This is a genomic window from Vibrio echinoideorum (assembly GCF_024347455.1).
GTDB lineage: Bacteria > Pseudomonadota > Gammaproteobacteria > Enterobacterales > Vibrionaceae > Vibrio > Vibrio echinoideorum.
The window spans coordinates 22,377-42,879 of record NZ_AP025485.1; the positions used below are offsets into that span (position 1 = coordinate 22,377).

General features: G+C 42.2%; 21 protein-coding genes. 15 read left to right on the plus strand and 6 right to left on the minus strand.

All coding sequences use genetic code 11. The features are described from left to right. Nucleotides 1-73 precede the first annotated feature (73 nt). Together OCV36_RS25065 and OCV36_RS25070 are read right to left on the minus strand one after the other, a co-directional pair. Nucleotides 74-841 (minus strand): endonuclease domain-containing protein, encoded by a 768-nt coding sequence (locus OCV36_RS25065; RefSeq protein ID WP_135458901.1) that lies wholly within the window; start codon nt 839-841, stop codon nt 74-76. Between the two features lie 40 nt (nt 842-881). Continuing rightward, on the minus strand, nt 882-1,442 hold the full coding sequence (locus tag OCV36_RS25070) for a hypothetical protein (protein WP_135458899.1): 561 nt from the start codon (nt 1,440-1,442) through the stop codon (nt 882-884). A gap of 138 nt (nt 1,443-1,580) precedes the next feature. Here OCV36_RS25070 and OCV36_RS25075 point away from each other — a divergent pair, with 138 nt between their 5' ends. Further along, nucleotides 1,581-1,733, plus strand: a complete 153-nt coding sequence (locus tag OCV36_RS25075) for a hypothetical protein (protein ID WP_165919359.1) — start codon at nt 1,581-1,583, stop codon at nt 1,731-1,733. Between the two features lie 45 nt (nt 1,734-1,778). On the opposite strand, the gene OCV36_RS25080 is transcribed toward OCV36_RS25075, so the two are convergent. Beyond that, nucleotides 1,779-2,771: a helix-turn-helix transcriptional regulator gene (locus tag OCV36_RS25080; RefSeq protein ID WP_132941845.1), complete on the minus strand. Its 993-nt coding sequence runs from the start codon at nt 2,769-2,771 to the stop codon at nt 1,779-1,781. A gap of 146 nt (nt 2,772-2,917) precedes the next feature. After that, a complete protein-coding gene (locus OCV36_RS25085; RefSeq protein WP_135458897.1) occupies nt 2,918-4,738 on the minus strand; it encodes an Hsp70 family protein in 1,821 nt (606 codons plus the stop codon). Nucleotides 4,739-5,594: 856 nt separating this feature from the next. Between OCV36_RS25085 and OCV36_RS25090 the strand changes: the two genes are divergently transcribed. The 5 genes from OCV36_RS25090 (at nt 5,595) to OCV36_RS25110 (ending at nt 10,053) form a co-directional block, all read left to right on the plus strand. Next, a complete protein-coding gene (locus tag OCV36_RS25090; protein WP_135458895.1) occupies nt 5,595-6,575 on the plus strand; it encodes a helix-turn-helix transcriptional regulator in 981 nt (326 codons plus the stop codon). Further along, nucleotides 6,556-6,948: a TerB family tellurite resistance protein gene (locus OCV36_RS25095; protein WP_135458893.1), complete on the plus strand. Its 393-nt coding sequence runs from the start codon at nt 6,556-6,558 to the stop codon at nt 6,946-6,948. The genes OCV36_RS25090 and OCV36_RS25095 overlap by 20 nt, the downstream gene beginning before the upstream one ends. A gap of 2 nt (nt 6,949-6,950) precedes the next feature. Beyond that, on the plus strand, nt 6,951-8,015 hold the full coding sequence (locus OCV36_RS25100) for a chemotaxis protein (RefSeq protein WP_135458891.1): 1,065 nt from the start codon (nt 6,951-6,953) through the stop codon (nt 8,013-8,015). Nucleotides 8,016-8,077: 62 nt separating this feature from the next. Next, nucleotides 8,078-9,784: an ATPase gene (locus tag OCV36_RS25105; protein ID WP_135458889.1), complete on the plus strand. Its 1,707-nt coding sequence runs from the start codon at nt 8,078-8,080 to the stop codon at nt 9,782-9,784. Next, nucleotides 9,781-10,053, plus strand: coding sequence for a YkgJ family cysteine cluster protein (locus tag OCV36_RS25110; protein ID WP_135458887.1), 273 nt, complete (start codon nt 9,781-9,783; stop codon nt 10,051-10,053). The genes OCV36_RS25105 and OCV36_RS25110 overlap by 4 nt, the downstream gene beginning before the upstream one ends. Nucleotides 10,054-10,556: 503 nt before the next feature. On the opposite strand, the gene OCV36_RS25115 is transcribed toward OCV36_RS25110, so the two are convergent. Both OCV36_RS25115 and OCV36_RS25120 read right to left on the minus strand, forming a co-directional pair. Beyond that, nucleotides 10,557-11,528, minus strand: a complete 972-nt coding sequence (locus OCV36_RS25115) for a ParB family protein (protein WP_102281386.1) — start codon at nt 11,526-11,528, stop codon at nt 10,557-10,559. An 8-nt stretch (nt 11,529-11,536) separates the two neighbouring features. Beyond that, entirely contained in the window at nt 11,537-12,787 is a 1,251-nt protein-coding gene (locus OCV36_RS25120; protein ID WP_016767517.1) for a ParA family protein, read from the minus strand. Nucleotides 12,788-13,384: 597 nt separating this feature from the next. Between OCV36_RS25120 and OCV36_RS25125 the strand changes: the two genes are divergently transcribed. The 9 genes from OCV36_RS25125 to OCV36_RS25165 all read left to right on the plus strand — a co-directional run bounded on the left by OCV36_RS25125 (nt 13,385) and on the right by OCV36_RS25165 (nt 20,500). Continuing rightward, nucleotides 13,385-13,816, plus strand: coding sequence for a hypothetical protein (locus OCV36_RS25125; protein ID WP_102281390.1), 432 nt, complete (start codon nt 13,385-13,387; stop codon nt 13,814-13,816). 51 nt (nt 13,817-13,867) lie between these two features. After that, nucleotides 13,868-14,353 carry a RadC family protein gene (radC, locus tag OCV36_RS25130; protein ID WP_102281393.1) on the plus strand — a complete coding sequence of 162 codons (486 nt, stop codon included), beginning with the start codon at nt 13,868-13,870 and terminating at the stop codon, nt 14,351-14,353. 103 nt (nt 14,354-14,456) lie between these two features. Further along, on the plus strand, nt 14,457-14,708 hold the full coding sequence (locus OCV36_RS25135; RefSeq protein ID WP_016766833.1) for a hypothetical protein: 252 nt from the start codon (nt 14,457-14,459) through the stop codon (nt 14,706-14,708). A 724-nt stretch (nt 14,709-15,432) separates the two neighbouring features. Further along, a complete protein-coding gene (locus tag OCV36_RS25140) occupies nt 15,433-17,130 on the plus strand; it encodes a DUF3560 domain-containing protein (RefSeq protein ID WP_135458885.1) in 1,698 nt (565 codons plus the stop codon). A gap of 699 nt (nt 17,131-17,829) precedes the next feature. Further along, nucleotides 17,830-18,213 carry a hypothetical protein gene (locus OCV36_RS25145; protein ID WP_076678492.1) on the plus strand — a complete coding sequence of 128 codons (384 nt, stop codon included), beginning with the start codon at nt 17,830-17,832 and terminating at the stop codon, nt 18,211-18,213. Nucleotides 18,214-18,253: 40 nt separating this feature from the next. Further along, on the plus strand, nt 18,254-18,640 hold the full coding sequence (locus OCV36_RS25150; protein WP_102340846.1) for a DUF7659 family protein: 387 nt from the start codon (nt 18,254-18,256) through the stop codon (nt 18,638-18,640). A 76-nt stretch (nt 18,641-18,716) separates the two neighbouring features. Then, nucleotides 18,717-19,052, plus strand: coding sequence for a hypothetical protein (locus OCV36_RS25155; protein ID WP_016786841.1), 336 nt, complete (start codon nt 18,717-18,719; stop codon nt 19,050-19,052). Between the two features lie 55 nt (nt 19,053-19,107). Continuing rightward, nucleotides 19,108-19,551 carry a lytic transglycosylase domain-containing protein gene (locus tag OCV36_RS25160; protein ID WP_029189388.1) on the plus strand — a complete coding sequence of 148 codons (444 nt, stop codon included), beginning with the start codon at nt 19,108-19,110 and terminating at the stop codon, nt 19,549-19,551. Between the two features lie 589 nt (nt 19,552-20,140). After that, on the plus strand, nt 20,141-20,500 hold the full coding sequence (locus OCV36_RS25165) for a hypothetical protein (RefSeq protein ID WP_016790675.1): 360 nt from the start codon (nt 20,141-20,143) through the stop codon (nt 20,498-20,500). Nucleotides 20,501-20,503 lie beyond the last annotated feature (3 nt).

Consider the following 20,503-nt stretch of genomic DNA (forward strand, 5'->3'; position numbering starts at 1 on the left):
TGTTCAATCAATATGTCATGGGTTGTGGTCATTTAGCCGTCAGCATTTAGTAATGCTTTACACTCGCGGGTTATTAGCGTTTAAGAAGCTGATTTAACGTATTTTTCAAATGCTCAAAGACGTCATCACGAGACTTTTGTCCTTTGAAACTTTCAATGACTTTGTATTTATTTCCAGTTGTATTTTTCCAATCTGACAACTCAAGAGATAAATACTCCGGTATAGTTTCAGCATAATCGGTCACAAGAAGTTTAGGCTTTAGACTTTTAGTCACGATCATGCATAGAGTTAAACCATCGAAGTGAATCATAAAACCTACTTCTCCATTTGGCGGCGTCAATGGAGTACCAATATGGTTGCGATCAATCTTTATATCCAATTGCTCAAGATCTTCTTGTAAACAATTCAGGAAATCGAATGCTCCAACTTCTTCTAGCTCTTCTCTTTTTTGCTTAGAGTAGTCGCCCTCTTTTCTTACTTTCGCTTCAATCACCCACTCTGCTGTTGAACAACTTCTTACTTTTGCTATCAACTGGTCAACTTGCTCATACACGGGCTCTTTCACATCTATCCGATAAAACTCACACCCTAACTCTTTCTGAATGTAAGCTTCTCGAATCCTATCATCTTCAATTTGAGAGTCGTGATGTTCTTCATCAATCTCAACCACTAAATTTAGGTCAGGGAAATAACCGTCCACCAAGTACGGACCAATTTTATATTGTGAACGCAGCTGTACATCCCTTAAGGCAAAATGCAGAGCATACATAACAATAGACTCCCATCTTTTGTGGCTGGTTTTCGTATTCTGATGAATATACTTTTCTATTTCTGTTGCCATACTGCTGTCGGTTAACCTTTTCTACACATAATAATTAGCTTCACACTTTCGAAAACGTAAGGAGTAAGTTGTGTCCATCATCTGGGACGATAAGATTGATCATCTCTTCAATGTTAAAACTACTTCGCCCCAGTTCAGTCACGCGCTGGAAGTCATCAATACTCGCATTGCGATCTCGATGTATCAGGTAGCCTAAAGGCCAGCATCGATGCTGGAGTAAAGAGTCTGTGTTACTTGGGACCTGAAAAACCTGAGCCTTAGCATAAGCCTTAACCACGGACTCTAACTCTGTAAGTGATACGTTAATTACACCATTTCGATGGTATACATCACTGATTAATGGAATGACTTCAGTCGCACAACATTCGGCAATATCCACATAACAATGCGCCTTAGGTACTTCAATGGTAGGTTTCCACCACAATGTAGCTTGGTGACGTTTAGAAGCCCATTCCATCACTTCAGGAGTGGGGGTTTGACTATCAATGATGACAAAAGCGGGTCCATTCGGGCTTATCGCTCTTATTTGACTTGGAGAACGAAAAATCAATTCATCGCTTTCGTATTGTTGCTCTGGAGTATCGCTAATCCAAAGTAGCATGACTCATCGTCCTTACTAATTTAAAGGTCTTTAGTGTAGAACGGTAATGCGTCATGGAGTGTCGTTTTAATTCAAGTCAAACAGTGACGCCATGATGTGGAAAATGGCGTCAACACTATCAATCAAGAGAAGGATACAATGAAAGAATACCTGATCACATTCACACTCAACGGTCGCAGAACCAAACGCCGAGTATGGGCCTACCATGTGAGCGATGCTTATAAGCGTATCCGTGATGAAGAACCGCCCAAAAGCCAGATTGGCTGGATCAAATCAGAGCAGATTAAATAGTGATTTCTGCCTTTAAAACTAAGGCGTTTGAATAACGCCTTAGTTTTACTGATATTGACGTACTGCTTTTTCTAAACTCTCTGCGAGTTCCTTTCTTAAAGAAATAGGAGCAATAACCTCACTAATGTCAGAAAGCGACATTAACCACCACTTAAGTTCTTCTGTATAGTTCACTCTTGCTTTTACAATAAAGTGGTGAGGATCTGGGTAGCTGACTTCTTGCTCAGGATGAATTGGAGTTTCAAGCAAATGGTACCCTTCGACATAGGATATTTTCAATTCTAGTGTGATTTTGCTGTCTTTAGGAAAGCTTAGATTACCATTTTCAATATAGGTCGCTAAGTTGAAATCTGGAACCTGGTTTGAGGTAGGGACCATCGATTCTATACCTTGAATTCGATGCAATACAAAGTGTCGATAATCGCCATTTTCTCGTAATGTCGCAATAAGATAATACACAGACCCACGAGTAACCAGACCTAATGGGTTTATTTGATACTTCTTACTATACCTTGGTGGCCGAGGCCGATAATCAATCTCTAAGGGGGTTTGTTGGATCAAAGCACGCTCAACAACTTGCATTACTTTCTCGTCAATTGAGGGCTTACAAAGCTGAAAACCAGGAGATAGGTTCGCGATACGTGACGGCCAATGGTATAAAGGATTTTCCGGTGCCATAGCGAACTTTTGTGTAGCCTGCAAGAAGAAGCCTTTTAGATTGTCATGTACTTGCTGAGGTAACAAATAGTGAGACTGTTCACTCAGCATATTAATGGCGAGGGCTGTGCTAGGCGTCATTTCTAACGATGCATCACTAACCCCTTGAATGCGATACCAATGATGCGGCCTGACGGCATCATCGCAGCTCAAAGGATGCTGACAACATAATATTTCAATGTCCCTCTGTAGCATTCGCATATTAATTTCAAAGCCATCATTACTTAGCTTATCGCTTAGCTCTCGCGTCGTCGTATATTGAGGCTCTTGAGGGATATAACGCAATATCGCCATGTGGCGCAGTGTTCGGGTATCAGACATAGACTTTCCAGGAAAAAGGTAATAGTTGCTTGCTAAACTCTAGAAATATCAATGTATTAAATTATGTAATGCGTGAATTTAGATTAGTCAAACTAAACTCATTTCAGAATTAACAAGCGTGCTCGTTGCAATATGGTCGCTTTTATTTACAGTAAACTATTGGTCGTTTTCTCAACTAGCGCATGTATCTTGTTTAACTCACCACAAACAACCAAAAGCTTAGCTTTTAGCTCTTGGTTATCACTTTTAAGCTTTTGGATTGTCACGTTCAAATTAGCAATTACCTCGTCTCGCGATAATTCCGAGTCAGTAAAATCTGGGGTTGATTGAAGCTGATTGCTATCGGGTTGAACCTCTTGCTGTTTTTCTCCCGGACTTGGTACAACGTCCTGACTATAATATGTTTTTGCGGCCAATAGGGCTCCTTTAGCAACAGAACCAAAAGCGTCGGCTGTTTCTTGTGGAATATCAGGGAACTTACATAATAAAGCTTCTTGAACTAAAGGTGATAAACTCATGCCTCCAGTCAAAAAGATTACATCCGGAGTCTCTTGATGGGCCATTATCTCATCAAGAAGTTTCTCAAGAGGTTGATACCAATCTCTAAAGCTTCTATCAAGCTGTGATCTCTTCAGAGGGATCGATAATGTATCGTCAATATATCTAAGGTTTAGATTGGTAGTTCTTTCCCTACTCAGCTTTTGTTTCGCAATATCAATACTATGCATGACACGATGTGACAAACGATAATTCTGAATTGTCAGAACACGTTGGAACAACTCTTTATTGTGTGCCTTGTTTAACCAGTCGTATAAAACATCTTTATTTGGTTTACTATAAAATGTAGTTAGTGTCGGTAAGTTGTCTATGGCAAATATATTAGAAAACACCTCATATGGAATAGGCACTTCTTTATTAGCTAAGGTGGGCTTTCCAAAATAGGGGGCAACAACGTAGAAACCTACTTTCTTGTCCAACTCTATACCACCAAATCGGCCACCGCTTACAGCTTTGATATCTGAAGCGCGTTCTACGTTACCAACTTTGGCGGGCGATAGGGACGCATATGTTAGGTCTGTCGTACCTCCTCCGATATCAACGATTAGTGCATTGAGTTCATTTCTAATCGAGCTTTCATAACTCAGAGCAGCAGCGATAGGTTCATCAATAAACTCGATATTATCAAAACCAGCCCTCATGGCGGCATGCTTCATTAAGCGAGTTGCTTGCAAATTTCCGACTACTGGGTCGCCTGTGGAATGGTAGTTAACAGGCTTAGATAATACTACCTCCTTAATATCACAAGCTAAGTATTCATCCACTTTTGCTTTTAGGTATGTTAAAAACTGAGTAATAACAACCTCAAATGTCTGAAGTTGTTGCTTACTTAACTTAGCACCTAAGAAGTTCTTAGGACTGTTAAAAAGAAGGCCACTTTCTGGATCTGATAAGAAAGCTTCAAAAGCTTCCTTACCAAATAAAAGCTCCCCATTTTCAATTTTTTCGGATAAAGATTTCTCGGTAACCTTCTTAGCTGATAAAGCAAGCTTTCGAGCTTTTACCAAAATTGAGTCGCCATCATTTAGATCGCGCTCTACTCGTTCAATTTTTTTTGCAGAACGTTCTTTAGCGTTCAAAATAAGCCGATAACTTTCTGGCAAGTCCTCAACAGACTCTCTTGCACCAAAAGTTTTCTCTAGTGAACGAATTTGCTCGGATAAGTGCTGGAAATTTTTCTTTTCTTCGGCAAGCTCATTCCTAAGCATTGTTTTGATACTCTCTATCTCTGAATCGATCTCGTCGCTACGAACCTCTTCAGAGATCACAATAGTGTCTTTAACGAACATTGTTGTGCGCATTTTAAGAGAACCGTCAGACTCTAGAGGGACAATGACTTCTTTCCCGTCAATGTAAGCGGCTATAACACAATTGCTGGTACCAAAATCGATACCTATAAAGTCAGACATTTCACTTTCCAGAGGATAAAAAACAAAATCATAACTGTAACTTATGGATTTTCAACTAAAAATCGAAGAATAATGATAACGACAATTATCAGAATAGCTGTGAAAATCAAAAAGTTGGGAGATGAAGCTTTTGACACTGGCGTTATATTTAGAATGAAAACTAACTAGAGTAAGAGGCTGCAAACACCAAAGTCACTCATAAAAATCATATGAATACTGTCCGGTTACACTTTGAGGCACTTTCGAGTTAGTGAGTGCCATGGGTAATAAATCAAGCAATCATGAGCGCCTCTATTGGTCGATTATAATCTTCTTCACTTAAAGCCCACTCTTGAATCTCGACCTCGCTCAAACCATTAGCATGAGCCCCAGAAGTATGTAAGCCTTTAAGTACTTCTTGTTCAGCCCCCCCTTTTCTTGTTCATTGTTGGAATTAGATATTTGAAATTTACATTGCCTCAATTTTAGCAAAACCAGTTTGTACACTTTTAGGAATATATCTTGCCGACAGGGAATGACAGAACCTTGTTACAAATTTCAGGAGGTTGAAAGATTTCGGATAACTTCAGCTGATGAAAATCATTCAAATTATCTACAATGTAACGACAAACTGTACTTATCTACTACATAGCTCACCTAAGAAAACATCACGTTTCAAGATCTCTCGGTCCATACAAACTAACAAGTAGAAATACTCATCTAGCGAACACTCCTGCGACGCAATTTGTCGCAACCACCAAATATAGTTTGTGTGCATTAGCGCACATGAAGAGGAGCTTGATAATGTGTAATATGGTCACCAAAGATCATGGAATTAAGATCTCATATCTAATTAAAACAACGGAATAGTCTAGCTTTGTCAAACAGAAAAAGTACGCAAGATTCATTGGCTATTGCGCTTGAAATCTTAAAAAGAATACCGAGACACAGAAAGATCACCGCCCTAGAGTTACGTGAACAACTCGAAGCAATTGGTCTCTCGAGAGATATTCGCACAATACAGCGCAATTTGGAGATGTTAAGTGAACACTTTGCCATCGATAGAGATACACGCTCTAAACCCTATGGTTATCGTTTTAGAAGCAGTAGCCATGCTTTAGGCGCTAGTTCACTCAATGCACACGAGTCCCTACTTCTGGCTTTAGCTGAAAGACACCTAAAATTTTTGCTGCCAAAAGACGTGTTGAGCTCATTACGACCCCATTTTAACGAGGCGAACTACAATCTAGAGTTTGATCCTAATAATCACAAAGATCGAGTTTGGAAAGACAAAATAAAAATAGTTAGAGAGACTCAACCTCTTTTGGCACCAAAAATTGATAAAACGGTCATAGAAAACATAAGCAAAGCGCTCTATGAAGATCGCCTACTGACTGTCACTTATCACAATGCCAATAAGCAGACGAGAAAAGCCACGATAATGCCTCTCGGGCTCGCACAGCAAGGTATTAGATTATATCTGGTTTGTCGCTTTGAAGGTTTCGACAATGAAAGAAGCTTAGCCATACACCGTATAAATGATGCGACAGTATCGTCATTTAACTTCAAGAGACCGGAAGGGTTTTCTTTAGCAAAATACGACTCCGATGGCAGGTTTGCCTTTGGCGAAGGCGAATACTGTAACCTCCAGTTCGAAATCAACAAGCAGTCCGGATACCACCTCCTTGAAACTCCGTTATCAGAAGATCAAGTCGTAGAAGAACTTGAAAATAGCTACAAAATTTCAGCCATCGTAATCGACTCATTCATACTCGATAAATGGCTAAAGAGCTTTGGCTCTGATGTTTTTAATATTCACAAAAAGAAAGGAACCCACAATGTTTATTCAGCACCTTAACCTTGATCAGCAATCAGCGCTGTATCATTTTTCAAAACAACTTATTGCTGCAGATGGCCACATCGATGATCGTGAAACCTTGCTGCTGGAGACCATCGTGGCTCAATGCAGCGACAGTGTTGATTTAAGTAGAATATTCGACTTAATTGAACTATCTGCGTTGTTTTCAGAAACCCCTCAGAAAATGGCCTTCCTAATTGAGCTTGTCGGTGTTGGCTATGCTGATCAAGTTTTTGATGAAAGTGAAGACAATTTCATTAGGCACATCGCAGAAGTAATCGGCGTTGACTTACCACGTCTGGAAAAACTGAAAGATTGGGTCCAGCGCCAGATGACACTTGTAACAGAAGCACAGCAATTTTTGGAGAAATAGACATGCCACTACCATTTATTTTAGCGGGTGCGGCGGTAGCAGCAGCAGGTTTCGGAGCCAAAAAAGGCTATGATGGCTACCAGGATAAATCTGAAGCGAACGATATTATCGACGCCTCTAAAAGAAAGTATGACAACGAGATTTCAATCTTCGACAAGCAGAATGAGCAAACAACCCAAAGCTTAACCCAACTTGGCGAGCTTCAATTAAATGTCGGTAATGATTTTAAGGAATTCAGAACGATTGCAGACAAGCTCTTAGACAAGCTAAACCAAGCTAACTCCAAAGATCTTGAGATCGACTTCCCACAGCATAAACTCGACGAAATCGATGGACTAGCACTCTCCACCACCGCTTACATGGGCAAAATTGCAGGCGCTGGTGCAGCCGGTGCAGCTGCTGCATATGCCGTTTATGGGGGCGTAATGGCTGTCGCTGCCGCTTCAACAGGTACACCCATCGCTGCTTTATCGGGGGCTGCGGCCTATAACGCAACGATGGCTGCAATCGGTGGGGGCTCCATTGCTACTGGCGGATTTGGAATGGCCGGAGGGGCGATGGTGCTTGGTGGTGTCGTGGCAGCTCCCATTATGGCAATCGCTGGCTGGGCTTTTGCCTCACACGCAGAAGAAGCGTTAAGTGATGCGAGAAAAGCCCGAGTAGAAGTTAATGAAGCCGTTGACAAGATGGTAAAAGGACGTAAACAGCTAAGCAAAACAAAGCTCTACGTCGATAGGATCTACGCCGAAACAGACCGCCTGTATGCTGTATTCAAAGAATATTTTGACAGCTTGAAAGCCTTTGACCAGCTTATTGCAGCAAAAACTGACATTTCAAAATTTGAAGATGACGTTATCCGCCTGATTCAAAACGGTTACCAAATCGCAGCAATACTGACAGATATCATCACGACACCCTTGTTCAAACCTAAAAAGGACGAAAAAGGTAAAGTAGTCTTCAGTGAGGAAAATATTGTTGAAATAGAAACTGACAGTGAAGGTATGCAAGTGATTAACGAATCAGCAATCGATGCTGCACTCGTTAAATCCAGTAGCACACAAAACTAGCATCGCCTTATTGAAATATGAATGGAAGGGAGGTACACCTCCCTCCTACGGAACGGTATAATATGTCAGGAACTAATACACAAAACTTCCAGTTAGTCGATGAGCTAAACAAAACCATCACTAAAAGCTTGGTAACCACATTCGGCCTTGATTTTTTACTTTTCGAAGATAAAAAAGGGGGAGATGTCGCGACGATCCATAACGCTCGACAGCACCAAAAAGGCGAAACGGACATATACATGTCCGATAGCGTTCAACAAGACTATGCCAATAGAGGTGATTACAAGCCCATCAAGCGTGATGCTAATGGTAACATCATGACCGATGGAAATGGCAAAACCAAGAAGGAAGATCTTTACCACTCACACCAGAATTATAAGGCCAAAGGCAAGGAAGACAAAAAGCAGCAAAGAAATGGTGATTTATTTGATGAGTACCGCGGGAAAACTATGTCCGCTGACGAACAGCGACAACTCGACCATATCATCTCATCCCATGAAGCCCACGACGATGCAGGAAGAGTACTCGCGGACCTCAGTGGCGTTGAGCTTGCCAACCAAGATTCTAACTTTCAGTCGACCCATTACTACATCAACAACCTAAAGTCAGATCATTCTATGGATGATTTTCTGACAGCTGTCGTGCCAAAGACAATCGAAAACAAGCGAAAAAGCATAGAAAAAGACAAGCAGCGTTTAGAATCTATGCCAACAGAAACTAAACAACAACGACATGAAAGACGTCAATTAGAGAGCAAAATTGCTAAACATAACGAACAAGTCGAGGTTCTCGAGAGTATTGACGAAACAAAAATGCGTGAAGCCGATAAGAAGGCAAGACAAGAGTACGATCAGCAGATAAATTTCAGCTATTACACCAGCAGTAAGTTCTTTAAGGGTACAGCAATTGAATCTGGCCAAGCTGGCTTAAAAATGGGGGTGAGACAAGCATTAGGTCTTGTTCTTGCTGAGGTCTGGTTTGAACTAAAAGATGCAATTCCTCAGGCCTTTAAAGATGCAGAAGATAACTTCACCCTTGAAAATTTTCTCGAAAAGTTAAAAGCCACGGCGAAAAACATTTGGGACAGAGTGAAAGTTCGATTCAAAGATATTTTGGATGAATTTAAAAATGGAGCCTTAGCTGGGGCTTTATCTAGCTTAAGCACAACCATAATGAACATCTTTTTCACCACTCAAAAGTTGATTGGCAAGCTCTTGAGAGAAACCTGGTCTAGCTTGGTCTCGGCAGCCAAGATATTGTTCTTTAACCCAGAAAACCTTGGCGCAGGCGCATTAGCACGTGAAGTAACACGAATTTTATCAACTGGTGTAGCCGTTGCCATGGGAGTTATGCTTAACCAACAACTTGCTTCTTTGATGACTTTCCCTATGGGCACCGAACTAGCCTCTTTCGTTAGCGCTGTCGCAACGGGTTTAATGACTATCGGTATCACCTACTTTTTAGATCACAGTCAGTTAATGCAAAAGGTATGGGATTACCTCGATCAGTTTAAATCAGAAGCCAAAAGAACGTTAGAGTACTTTCAGAAAGTGAACGTTGAGCTCGACCGATATTTAATTGAGCTTTCCAGGCTTGAGTTCAACCTTTCGCCAGAAGAGTTGACGAGGTTTACCAGCAGCCTGGAATCCATCGATTGCGAACACGAAAGAAGTCTCATGCTGGCGGAAGAAGTAAGTAAACGAGAGATAGAGCTACCATTCGAGTCAAACAACCTCGATAGCACTAGAGCTTGGTTAATGAGCTTATGAAGCAGGAGGCCCTTTCCCCCTTTCCCTGCTACTCGTGTGGCAAGTGCTGTTCGAACGTACATTTATCACAAGAGACAGAAAGGTTGGATCGAGGTGATGGCATTTGCCGTCACCTCAATATCGAAAATAAGCAATGCAACATCTATGATACGAGGCCTGATATCTGTCGAGTGGAACTACAGTATCGAAAACACTATTCATCCACTTACACATGGAAGGCATTCGTCGAGATAAACCTCTCAATCTGTGAGCACTTACCAGTTAGATAAAGGTAGGTGCAGTGGATCAGCAAATTTGACCACATAGTCAACGCTCTAGACATAAGGAAAAGTAAGTCAAATTGCGAGTCTTGAAATTAGCCTCAATCTTGCTCTAGCTTGCTTTGGGGCATTTCTGAGGTAGAACGTGCCACAGGTAATCACAACGTGCCACAGGTAAAAGTTCAGCCTGTGATGGTTTTGGACAATTATCATTTGAAGAAAATGCTCTAATCGCTGTTATCACCAAGCGACTTTGTCGTTTTTAAGAGCAAAAACGCCTCACATCTGAGGCGTTTCACAGCTAATATATAAACTGAGGATTTATTTGAGTTTTATATGTTTGTAGGTCTATCAGTAATTCTTCACCTTAAATGTAAGGCTGAGTATTGTTGGCATTTTGAACGTCTTATTTTTGTGATGATTGCGGGGAAAAACCCCCCTTTTTTTTCTGTCCCTTTCCCATAAACCCTTATGCTAAAAGGGGAGAGGAATCTTTTTGCTTTGGGGAGCTTTCAACTGTTTTTACTCAGTTTTTGCCGGATGTACGACTCTATATCCTCGGTTAGTTCTTTCGGTAAGCGGGAAAATTCAAATGATTTTTTACGCCCGTCAGCACTGGTTTTTAATCGAGCATAAGTATTCTTGTTTCCGTAAATCGCTAACTCCTCAACTTTCTGCTGAGGCTTAGACTCATCATCAACCAAATGTTCTAATTTCGTCTCATAATACTCAAGTAACTTAGCTTGAATATCAGAAACATCGGTAGCTTTGGTGTTGAATGAGGCAAGTTCATTCTCAACAAAGGTTTCAACGCTGAGTTTCGTTTTGGCGAGGGTTCGTTCAATCTTTCCAAGTCTGGTATAGAACGTAGTCGGAATACCTTCGCAATCAGGGAATGATTCGATTAGTGCTTTGTTTAGTTTTGCAGCATTGAGTTTTTTTCGAATAGTGACAATGCTGACACCAAACTCTTTTCCTATTTGAACCAAATCATCAGAACTAATACCTTGTTCTTCTGCATAATTTAGGTATTTCATACCTACCTCACGCCATGAAAAAAATCTAACCTTTTGCGTCAGTTCAACATAGGCCGCAATGTCTTTCGCACTTGGCAGTTCATCCAAGACCCATAGTGGTAAATCTCGTCCTGCCTTGATCCCACAAAAACGACGACGTGTCGCATCAAAAAGTTCATACCGTTCTAGTTCTTTGTTGAAGTACGCTACACCCTCTTGTTTGATACCCTCTGCCAATACTTCTGGGTAAATGTCTCTTACGGCCTCCAATGTCAAAGACTCTTGGTGGCGGGTGTTTAGAGGGTGAGCTATGGTCTTACTCTCAAGCTCTGCGGCCGGAATGATTACATGACGAGCTTTATAGTCAGTCTGGCCAAACTTAATTGTTTTTATCATTGGTGCATTTTGATTCGATAAACTTAAACCAGAACCGATCGATAGATTGCCTTTCTTATTTGGACGTTTCATAGCTCTGCCTATTTAATTGCTAATTGAATCAATTCATTCTTGAACTGTTTATAAAATAAATTCACTGAGCTCACTGCCACATCAAATTGCTTGCTGGTACAGACTTCTTCTGACTTTTTTATATCTAAGACAGTTCGTCCAATGTTAGCTGTAGCGGTAAACGCATCACTGTGTGCAATGGTCGACGTCATCAGGTTGTTACGCACAGAGCGCATGAGTTTTTGGAACGTGTCGTATTCGGGTTTGCTTGATTCTTGATAGTTTACTGCTGCCAGTTTATACCACTGTAAATTACTACCCATAGATGGGAGTGACTCTAGACGATCTGAAAGGTTGCTCATGAAATTCGTGGTTGAAGCATAGTCATAGTAGCGAGGTGTCACCGGAACAAGCAGCATTTCGGCTGCTTCTAATGCTGACCATGTGATAGGGCTATCTTGGGGTGGCATATCTACAAAGATAACATCAAATACTTCTTTTAGGATTGGCAGTACAACCTCTGAAAACTTACGTAATAAGCGTACTTGCTCATTTTCATCAAGCTGCCAATAAGTATCTACAAAGCGTTCATCGCTTGGGAAAGCGGTAATCACAGATAAATTACTAAGGTGTGTAGAAAACGCGCACTGCTTAATTATCTCTTCAATCGTATAGCCATTTTTCAATAGTGCATTCACAGCATTATCTTCATTGTCTGGCTCAAACTCTGCTAGAAGAATATCTGTCATGGTAACGTAAATACTGTCTTCTGCGATTTGCATTGTGCCTTGTCCCGCAGAGCCTTGGGGATCAAGATCAAGTATTAATACGCGAGCATTTAGATCTAAATCCAATGCGGTGGCCGTTGCTAAGGCTAAAGTCGTACTCGTTTTACCGGTACCGCCTTTGTGGTTCGTGACAACGATTAGTTTACTGTCGTGGTGCTCGTGAAATTTAGGAACGCCAAAGTGTTCCATGAGTATGTGTACTTGATCATTAGTGTAAAGGTGCGCTTTTCCTTGTGATGTGTGCTCTCCAATTAATCCAAGTTCTTCTGCCTCAGTCAGCTTCTTTTTGAACGTCGGTTTAGTGGTGCGAAGCTGCTTTATAACTTCTGTTTTATTCAAACTGTGGTTGTAAATTAGACGGTCAACACCATCCACCAAGTCCTCATCTGTCACGTTAATTCTTAGTTGCGTTTTAAGCGCTTCTTCTAAGTGCGATTGCTCTTGGTTCATGTTTATTGCGGTTTGTCTAATTGACTGTAGGACGACGTTCATATCTATAACTCCATGAAAGATAAATCTCTATACATATTAACAGTGGCTTTACCAATGTAAAGGTCATTTTACCATTTTTGGGTAAATTATTTCTTTTGGTGTTTGTGGGGAAAAACCCCCCTTTTTTTATTTTTTAGCAATTCACTATCTTAAAAACTGTGGTGGACCTGGGCGTTACCCTTTGGGCAAGGCTTTTCGCTTGTATCTTTTCATCTATGGCCTAAGAGTGGCATCACCCTGATGAGTCACTCCGTGCCGCCCCAGGGTGTGCCTCTCTACAGTCCCTATCTAAAAGGATATCGCTGCAATCCTGAACGCCAGCGCCTCGTCATTCTTCCTCGTTGCCGTTCGTCGTACCTTCTCACTCCTTTCACTGACATCCATTAAGTTCGAGTAAGGGCTTGTGTCTTATGTGCCAGTTTCCCTTTCGACTCGCATCATTTGATGGGGCTCGCAGGCTGTTGACCCTCCTAAATCAGAACCTTCTCTGCAAGGGTAAATGAACGCTTCGCGCCCCTGCAGAGAAGAACCCTGTTTGAGGTAGGGACAGCCAAGCGGCTCCATAAAAGTGATACTCAAACAGAAAGGAAACTCCTCATGGCACAACGACACTCAAGCCCAACTCTCTCTAAATCGATGTTCAGCGACCAGCGTTTCGCCGCTGGGCACGAAAGCTCACCAAAAAATGATATCTCTAGTCCGATCGTTGAACGTGCAGTTCGTTCGACCGTTTCAGCGACGGTTTCAAAAGGACTTATCTGGGTGAATTCCACTGACTTTAATTCGAGCGTTCGAGCGGTCAAAGTGCATGAGATTTTACTTAAGGAGTTTGGTTATACCGACTCTTTGATCTTGGAGGAAAGCCAGAAAGGCAAAGGGGTGAGCATTAGCGTATGTGACCGAGTGACGACGGTAAAACAGATGCGAGAAGATTACGCCTACGCGAAAAAAGAAGAGAGAAACGTTGAAACGACCGCTAAGCATCAAGCAATAGCGAAAGACCTTCTAACTAGTTTGTATGGCCAATAACACGGACTGAGCGCCGCCCATCACGACTTTAAATATTAAAAGGGATCTATTATGTCTGTACTTGCTAACTACTCTAATCACAGCCTTTTCTCAGTCGAAGAAAAAGATATATTGAGCCATGCCGCGAGCATTTTAAAATCTAAGTTGTTTGTGTCAGAGCAGACGCCACTCAATTCCCCTGAATTGGTGAAGTCATTTTGTCAGACTTCACTCGCCTCCAATGAAAGCGAAGTGTTTGGGGTGATCTTTCTTGATAGTCAGCATCGGGTTTTACGCACAAAAGAGATGTTTAGCGGAACCATTGACGCCGCATCCGTTTACCCTCGTGAAGTGGTCAAAGAGTCACTGGCCACAAACGCAAGTGCAGTCATTTTTTATCATAATCATCCCAGCGGTGATGCCACACCCAGCCAAGCCGATCGACGTATTACTCGACGACTGACTGACGCGTTAGCCTTGGTTGATATTCGAGTACTCGATCACTTCGTGGTGTCTTTTGAAGATGTGGTGTCGTTTGCGGAGCGTGGTTGGATATAACCATTAGTTAGTGAAAAATGTCTCTCATTCACGCCTATTCTGGCGTGAATGACTTCGGTAACGTAATGCAGTAAACTAAAGACAATTAAATAAGGTTTCTATTATGTCTGAATCAAGCAAAGTCACATTAAGCGTTGAAGAGCTGATCAACCTAACCGCTCATGCTGCCACTCAAGAGCAGTTAAATGATACGCGTAAAGAACTCGATCAGAAGATCGAAGCGGTTCGGAATGAGGTCCTGGGGGTTCGTAATGAAGTGAGTTCCCTTAAAAACCTCATTATTGCAACAGCCTTCGCGATGATTGCGACGGTAGCCGGTGCCGCGTTTTGGGTTGGTAGTCATATCAACGTTTAATGTTCAAATATGTTTTCTGAAATGCCTCTTATCCTAGAGGCATTTTTTTTGTCCTCGTTATGTCCTTCGATCGCTTCAACGCTCGCGCTAAAAGACGTTGAGCCAAAGGCTCGACCGCAAGCGGTCGTCAAGCTGGCTCTCAGTAGGGCTGTAGGCCCATTGGCTCGGTGCTTGATTGTATTGCTGTGTATTGATGTCAATTTGTGGTTACGTGGCTGATAGGGCTTAATTGGCGAGTTTTTTATGATGATCGTTTAAAGCGGATTTGAAGCACAGCGTCGTGATAAGGGCTTAACTTGGGCGTTACCCCTACGGGGCAAGGCTTTTCGCTTGTATCTTTCATCTATGGCCTAAGAGTGGCATCACCCTGGTGAGTCACTGCGTGCCGCCCCAGAATGTGCCTATCTAAGTCCCTATCTAAAAGGATATCGCTGCAATCCTGAACGCCTGCGCCTCGTCATTCTTCCTCGTTGCCGCTCGTCGTGCCTCCTCACTCCTTTCACTGACTGAACGAAAGAATCTGTAAGATGGATTTTGTTTTTCGCCTGTCTTTTTTCCTTTGATTTCTCATTACCGTGTCGCGGTCTTCCTGCTTAACGTCCCAAATCAGAACCCCCAAAACAAGGGTATATGAACGCTTCGCGCCCTTGTTTTGATGAACCGTGATTTTGGGTCGAGCAGTCAGGCGACAACGGGAATGAAAAATTAATCAAAGGAAAAACTTATGACAGACTCAATCCTTAATCCATCAACAGCTTCTAACGTTCAATCCGCGACAAACGTATCCCCGTTTGAGCCGTCAGGCTCATCCAAGAATGAATTTTTGAAGCGCTTCTCTGGTCATAAGTTGCGTAAAAATGCGAAGGCTAAAATTACGAAGCTGTTGGAATATGCTGACACGTTGATCTTAAAAACTCAGTCAATGGGGATGGATGATTGCTTTAGAAGTAATGAGCCTGTCACGATGGATAAATCCGAATTTTGGGATTGGTACGAAAAGAACTACAGCGACATGGTTATTTTATTAACCATCCGTGAAGGCGCTCTAGTGAAAGTGCAGGTCTGTGACTGTATCTATCATTTTTCTAATGATGTGGTGATGACGTTCTCTTTGGATGGAGAGGAGGCGCAAAGCACTATTATTGAGGGGGAATGCTCAGAAGTGGAGGGCACCGAAGAAGTGAAAGAGCCGGTGCAGCTTGCCCCGTTCGACCAATACGTACACCTGGAAAAGACCGCCGTTGTGAAGCAAGTGATTATTGATTGGAGTGAATCCAATTTATTATCTGATGGCAATGCGTACACCCTTGATGATTACAACAAAAAAGCAAGTCAAGAAGCTATGGAAGTGGGCCGCAATAACGGTTACACCAAGACGATGATGTATATCGAGTTTGATAATGGTGACTTGGAGCGATTTAGACATGATATTGATGCGGATCACCCAACGCTGAACCACTATTACGCTGCTGTGACTGAGACAAAATTGATGGGCTTGTCTAAAGTGCGCTTTACGTTTGAGCAAGTGACAAAGGCATTGATTGACGGTTATCTTTCCCCGCTTAACAGTGATGAGAAAAAGCCAACACCGCCACCACAAGATAACACCCGAAAAGTGGTAGCGCTGGGAGACTATCAAGAGCGACAAGAAGCGAAGCGCGATAGATTAGAAGAGCGTGCCGCTAAAGCTGAAGCGGTCTCTAATGAGCGATTTAATACCGCGAGTACATTAGGGAAAATGTTACCGTTCGGTCAGCCAATCCTGGTTGGTCACCATTCAGAAGCGAAGCACCGTAAACACGCGGAGAGCATCAATACCAACATGCGTAAAAGCGTAGAGGCTCAGGATAAAGCGGAATATCTGAGCCGTCGCGCTGATAGTGTAGGCTCTGCCGGTATCGCGTCAGACGACCCAGAAGCGGTTGAAAAATTGAAGAAAAAGCTCGAGGGTTTGATTAAAAGTCATGAACTCATGAAAGCCGTTAATAAGATCGTTCGCTCTAGTCATATGACCGAGGAAGACAAGATCGAATATTTGGTTAATACACACGGACAGACAGAAGAAAGAGCAAAAAAATTATTACGCCCGTGTGAGTTTTTTGGAAAGTTTGGCTTTGATGCATACGCACTACAGAATAGTAATGCCAATATCCGAACAACTAGAAAGCGTTTAGAGCACTTGGAAGCGTTGCACAACGAAGCGCCATTACAGGGTAACGGCGAGGCAATGGGGACGGCTTGGGAGCTGTACGAAGAAGAGGGCCGCATTAAGTTTTTATTTGACGGTATTCCAGCCGAAGAGGTGCGCAAAAAATTAAAAAGTAACGGTTTTAAATGGTCACGATACTCTAAAGCGTGGGTGCGTAAACTGACGCCCAACGCGGTCTTTGTGACAAAACGACTCATTACTTTATTCGCTTAAAACCGAATGAGATGCCTCTTAGTCTGGAGGCATCATTTTCCTTTGTGATTTCCGTGAACGCTGTGATCGCGCTAAAAGACGTTGAGCCAAAGGCTCGACCGCAAGCGGTCGCCAAACTGGCTCTCAGGAGGACTGTAGACCCATTAAATTGATGTTTGATTGTATTACAGTGTATTGGTATCAATTTGTGGTTGCGTGGCTGATAGGGCTTAATTGACGAGTTTTTTATGATGATAGTTTAAAGCGGATTTGAAGCACAGCGTCGTGATAAGGGCTTAACTTGGGCGTTACCCTTCGGGCAAGGCTTTTCGCTTGTATCTTTTATCTATGGCCTAAGAGTGACATCACCCTGGTGAGTCACTGCGTGCCGCCCCAGGATGTGCCTCTCTACAGCCCCTATCTAAAAGGATATCGCTGCAATCCTGAACGCACTCCTCTCACTTCGTTCGCTACGCCTCGTCGTACCTCCTCGTTGCTTTCCCTACCTTTGAATAAGTTCGAGTAAGGCTTGTTTTCTTATGCGCCGATTTCCTTTCACTCGCATCATTTACGGGCTCGCAGGCTGTTAACCGTCTCTCCCCACAACCTGATTTGCAAGGGTAAATGAACGCTGCGCGCCCTTGCAAAGCAGAACGATGGTGAGAGAGCGGACAGCCAAGCGGCTCCGAAAAGTGATACTCAAACAAAAGGAAAATCCTCATGGCGCAACAAAATTCAAACCTAACTCTCTCTAATTCAAATTCAGTGACCAGCGTTTCGCCGCTGGAGCACGAAAGCTCACCAAAAAATGATATCTCTAAGCGCGTGCACCCAGTAGGGCTAAGTCGTGATGTTGTCCTATCAGGAACAACATCTGTGGAAAATATTATCGTGATTGCCGCTCATGTAAAAGCAAGAGCCAGGCATTCCAGTGTTTGGCTAGAACTGACGGTTTTATTCCCAGAAACAGAACTCAATAAGCCGTACTGGGGGCAAGGCATTGCGAGAGGTCATGTGATTACTGAGACGAATAAAGTAGGGCTGAATAGTCGTGCTGTCGTCATGGGGTGGGTGACAGATAGCCATCAATATATCGAAGTATAAAGACTTGATACCCCTTAGTTATAAAATGGAGACTTAAATAATGAAATATCTCTCACACTATATTCAAGACAAACAAACTCAGGCTTTTAATGATGCTGGGGCGTTCTTTGCTTTTTCTAATCAACAGTTCGATGAGGCAAAAAAAGATAGCGTGAAATACGCATCACTAGGCATGGGGTTAATTTGCCCAGTTGATAATGCCAAGCAATTAATGACTCGTTTAGATTCCATCGCTCAAGAAGGGATCGCCGAAGATATCAAAGAGAACGGGAAAAAGGCGATCATTCGTCGTGAGTTATTTAATCACGAATGTTTCTACACCAATGATATTTGTGATTGTGTGGAAAAGCTCGAAGGGTATGGCATCACTTACGATGAAATTTATGAAGTGTTTAATCATATTCGTAAAACGGAAGACGTTTATTAGGCGTTAACATTAAAGCGCCTTGATATTTGTTCCATCAAATATCAAGGCATGTTCAATTACATCGGAGTTAGATTTAATGAACATTCTGAATGCTACACAAGATAGAGAAGAAACGAAAGCAAAATGTTACTTTTGTACGGCCGTGCCGTTCTCGCTGGGTAAAGTGGTCTATACGCAAGGTATTGAGCAGTTATTAGATAATAATGTCGGTGCTAACTTGTCGATTTATTTGCAGCGTCACCAAAGTGGAGATTGGGGAGAGACTTGCATTGAAGATAAAATCACCAATGACGAAGCAACCAAAACAGGCGAGAGAGTGATATCGAATTATACGATTTGTGATCAATCGGTTTGGATAATAACTGAACGTGACCGCAGCGTGACCACAATTTTATTACCTTGTGAATATTGATATCTCAATGGGATGGCATAAAATGAGAGTCCTATTATTAGGGCTCTTTTTTATGATGAAACCATTACTTTATCTTTCGTTGTTATCGCCGTGTTTCAGTTGGGCTTTTTGCTTTGATGAGGCAGGGCGATTTTATAATGTCGATCCACAGCTTTTAAAATCCATCGCCACGGTAGAGAGCAGCTTAAAACCGAACGCGTACAATGAAAATAAAAATAGAGTCGGTGAGGTGGTTAGTCGTGACTTTGGATTGATGCAAATTAATTCCCATTGGTTTGATCGACTATCCGAATTTAATGTGAATGAAACAAATATCTATAATCCTTGCTTTAATGTTCATCTTGGCGCGTGGGTATTAAGTTCTAATTTTTCTAGTCATGGTTATAACTGGAACAGCGTCGGCGCGTATAATGCGGGTTTTTCCAAACGCACTGAGAACGCCAGGAAAATATACATCCAAAAAGTCCAATCGGTTTATTTTAAGATGAACGTTCAATAAAAGACCTTGCACCATAACGGTGCAAGGTCTTCAGCTTTTCCTCTCGCTTTCTTCCTTCAATTTCCAGATCCCCCGCATCCCTCGTTCGTCAGATTCATTCGCCACCAGGTCGGCTTTTGTCTTTCGCTGTCAGTTTTTCCCGTCGCTTTGATTAGGAACTCAGATCATTCGTTCTGAGTTGTTGGTTAGTTGAGTTGGTGACCACACACCACGGCACATTGATTTCAATGTGAACGGTTGTCTGTGAGAAATATAAAGGCAATAAAAACAATAGCTTACAGTTGGTATTGGAGGCAAAGTAGAGCGTGAAAAAATTTTCAAAATCTCAACTAATTAGCCGCTAAAATCCCAGTGTAAAAATATGTAATCACATTGAATTGTCATTGACGCCTTTCTGTGTAAGGGATTGTGGTGATTTCAATCTAAATTCAATGGGATTTAATTAAATTGTTATTTAACCCTTTAGCAGTAAGGTTGTAGCGGTTTTTTTGAAACTAAGTACAATGGGTTTACATTGAGAATTTATTGGATTTCATTGGGGCTTAAAGGTGGGCTTCATTGACATTCATTGAGGAGAAAAAGCTAAATCATGTCACGTTCTTACCCTTTACAAAGCTCCCTTCGAGGGAAGCTAGAGCAAGATTTTAAGAAATTCAGAGACAGAGAAAAGTTAAGTGATGCCGAGGCAACTCGTCAGCTTTTTACCTTGGCGTTGCGCATCAAACTGAATGACAGTGACGATGAGCGGCCGTCGAACCGTGAGTTGATGGAAGAAACGTATCGTAGGGTTAGGCAGGTACAAGGCGTGCTAAATTTAAATTTGGCGCATAGCTTTGATGGGGAGGGATATTATAAGAATAAAGCGGATTCGATTGAGCAAAGAAAATCCAACACCGCTTTGGTTGATAAAAGCGTCGACGAGTATCTTGAAGGCGAAAAAAAAGGGTAGCCA

Coding starts and splice junctions, on each gene's coding strand:
- OCV36_RS25065 (WP_135458901.1), bottom strand. CDS start 841: ATGGCAACAGAAATAGAAAAGTATATTCATCAGAATACGAAAACCAGC.
- OCV36_RS25070 (WP_135458899.1), bottom strand. CDS start 1,442: ATGCTACTTTGGATTAGCGATACTCCAGAGCAACAATACGAAAGCGAT.
- OCV36_RS25075 (WP_165919359.1), top strand. CDS start 1,581: ATGAAAGAATACCTGATCACATTCACACTCAACGGTCGCAGAACCAAA.
- OCV36_RS25080 (WP_132941845.1), bottom strand. CDS start 2,771: ATGTCTGATACCCGAACACTGCGCCACATGGCGATATTGCGTTATATC.
- OCV36_RS25085 (WP_135458897.1), bottom strand. CDS start 4,738: ATGTCTGACTTTATAGGTATCGATTTTGGTACCAGCAATTGTGTTATA.
- OCV36_RS25095 (WP_135458893.1), top strand. CDS start 6,556: ATGTTTATTCAGCACCTTAACCTTGATCAGCAATCAGCGCTGTATCAT.
- OCV36_RS25100 (WP_135458891.1), top strand. CDS start 6,951: ATGCCACTACCATTTATTTTAGCGGGTGCGGCGGTAGCAGCAGCAGGT.
- OCV36_RS25105 (WP_135458889.1), top strand. CDS start 8,078: ATGTCAGGAACTAATACACAAAACTTCCAGTTAGTCGATGAGCTAAAC.
- OCV36_RS25110 (WP_135458887.1), top strand. CDS start 9,781: ATGAAGCAGGAGGCCCTTTCCCCCTTTCCCTGCTACTCGTGTGGCAAG.
- OCV36_RS25115 (WP_102281386.1), bottom strand. CDS start 11,528: ATGAAACGTCCAAATAAGAAAGGCAATCTATCGATCGGTTCTGGTTTA.
- OCV36_RS25120 (WP_016767517.1), bottom strand. CDS start 12,787: ATGAACGTCGTCCTACAGTCAATTAGACAAACCGCAATAAACATGAAC.
- OCV36_RS25125 (WP_102281390.1), top strand. CDS start 13,385: ATGGCACAACGACACTCAAGCCCAACTCTCTCTAAATCGATGTTCAGC.
- radC (WP_102281393.1), top strand. CDS start 13,868: ATGTCTGTACTTGCTAACTACTCTAATCACAGCCTTTTCTCAGTCGAA.
- OCV36_RS25135 (WP_016766833.1), top strand. CDS start 14,457: ATGTCTGAATCAAGCAAAGTCACATTAAGCGTTGAAGAGCTGATCAAC.
- OCV36_RS25140 (WP_135458885.1), top strand. CDS start 15,433: ATGACAGACTCAATCCTTAATCCATCAACAGCTTCTAACGTTCAATCC.
- OCV36_RS25145 (WP_076678492.1), top strand. CDS start 17,830: ATGGCGCAACAAAATTCAAACCTAACTCTCTCTAATTCAAATTCAGTG.
- OCV36_RS25150 (WP_102340846.1), top strand. CDS start 18,254: ATGAAATATCTCTCACACTATATTCAAGACAAACAAACTCAGGCTTTT.
- OCV36_RS25155 (WP_016786841.1), top strand. CDS start 18,717: ATGAACATTCTGAATGCTACACAAGATAGAGAAGAAACGAAAGCAAAA.
- OCV36_RS25160 (WP_029189388.1), top strand. CDS start 19,108: ATGAAACCATTACTTTATCTTTCGTTGTTATCGCCGTGTTTCAGTTGG.
- OCV36_RS25165 (WP_016790675.1), top strand. CDS start 20,141: ATGTCACGTTCTTACCCTTTACAAAGCTCCCTTCGAGGGAAGCTAGAG.